Here is a 1,614-nt window from a genome sequence, read left to right as displayed (position 1 = left end):
GAGTCGGAGGAACCATACTGCTCCACGGCTTCTTTCTCTTCCGCGATTTCACGCGCTTTGATCGAAACGCCAAGACGGTGTGCTTTTGTGTCGACGTTTGTGATGCGTACATCAACTTTATCGCCAACAGAGAAACGCTCTGGGCGCTGCTCGGCACGGTCACGCGACAGATCGGAGCGGCGGATGAAGGCTTTCATGCCTTCGTATTCCACTTCGATGCCGCCGTCTTCGATGGAGGTCACAGTCACAGTCACAACGGAACCGCGCTTCACGCCGCCCACTGCTTCTGCGAACTTGTCGCCGCCAACACCTTTGATCGAGAGGCTGATGCGCTCTTTCTCAACGTCAACTTCGGACACAACGGCCTGAACCATATCGCCCTGGCGGTAGTTCTGGATGGCGTCTTCGCCACGTTCGTCCCACGAAAGGTCGGACAGGTGAACCATGCCGTCGATGTCGCCTGGCAGGCCAACAAACAGACCGAATTCGGTGATGTTTTTGACTTCGCCTTCAACTTCGGTGCCCTCTGGGTGGGTCTCAGCAAAGACTTCCCATGGGTTGCGCTGTGTTTGCTTCAGGCCAAGGGAAACGCGACGCTTTGCAGAATCGATTTCCAGAACCATGACTTCCACTTCTTGCGAAGTAGACACGATCTTGCCGGGGTGTACGTTCTTCTTGGTCCAGGACATCTCGGACACGTGAACCAGACCTTCAACGCCGGGCTCAAGTTCAACAAATGCACCGTAATCGGTGATGTTGGTCACGCGACCAGTGTGCGAGGATTCCAGTGGGTACTTGGCCTGAACCAGATCCCATGGGTCTTCTTGCAACTGCTTCATGCCCAAGGAGATACGGTGCGTCTCTTTGTTGATCTTGATGACTTGAACCTTGATGGTCTCGCCAATTGTCAGGATCTCGGATGGGTGGTTCACACGACGCCATGCCATGTCTGTGACGTGCAGCAAGCCGTCAACGCCGCCCAGATCAACGAACGCACCGTATTCGGTGATGTTCTTGACCACGCCGTCGACTTCCTGACCTTCGGTCAGGTTGCCAATAACTTCGGCACGCTGTTCGGCGCGGGATTCTTCGAGGATCGCACGACGCGATACAACGATGTTACCACGGCGACGGTCCATTTTCAGAACCTGGAACGGCTGCTTCAGACCCATCAACGGGCCGGCATCGCGCACGGGGCGCACGTCAACTTGAGAACCGGGAAGGAACGCAACCGCGCCGCCCAGATCAACTGTAAAGCCACCTTTAACGCGGCCAAAGATTGCGCCTTCAACGCGCTCTTCTGCGGCATAGGCTTTTTCCAGACGGTCCCATGCTTCCTCACGGCGCGCCATCTCGCGAGAGATAACAGCTTCGCCACGGGAGTTTTCGACCTGACGAAGGAATACTTCGACTTCGTCGCCGACTTCAACTTTGGGAGCTTCGCCTGGTTCGGCAAATTCTTTCAGCTCGACGCGGCCTTCCATCTTGTAGCCTACGTCGATGATCGCTTGGCCCGCTTCGATCGCGATAACCTTGCCTTTGACAACTGAGCCCTCTTCGGGCGTGTCCATTTCAAAGCTTTCTTCCAAAAGTGCTTCGAAGTCTTCCATTGAG

1 protein-coding gene is annotated in these 1,614 nt (G+C 55.6%); it reads right to left on the bottom strand.

The window, feature by feature from the left end:
• A partial coding sequence (gene rpsA / locus ABYT07_RS20980; RefSeq protein WP_372993931.1) for a 30S ribosomal protein S1 occupies positions 1-1,610 on the bottom strand: 1,610 nt, incomplete at its 3' end.
• Between the last annotated feature and the right edge of the window lie 4 nt (positions 1,611-1,614).

Source organism: Sulfitobacter sp. (genome assembly GCF_041552635.1).
GTDB lineage: Bacteria > Pseudomonadota > Alphaproteobacteria > Rhodobacterales > Rhodobacteraceae > Sulfitobacter.
This window is presented reverse-complemented; position numbering and strand designations above follow the sequence as displayed.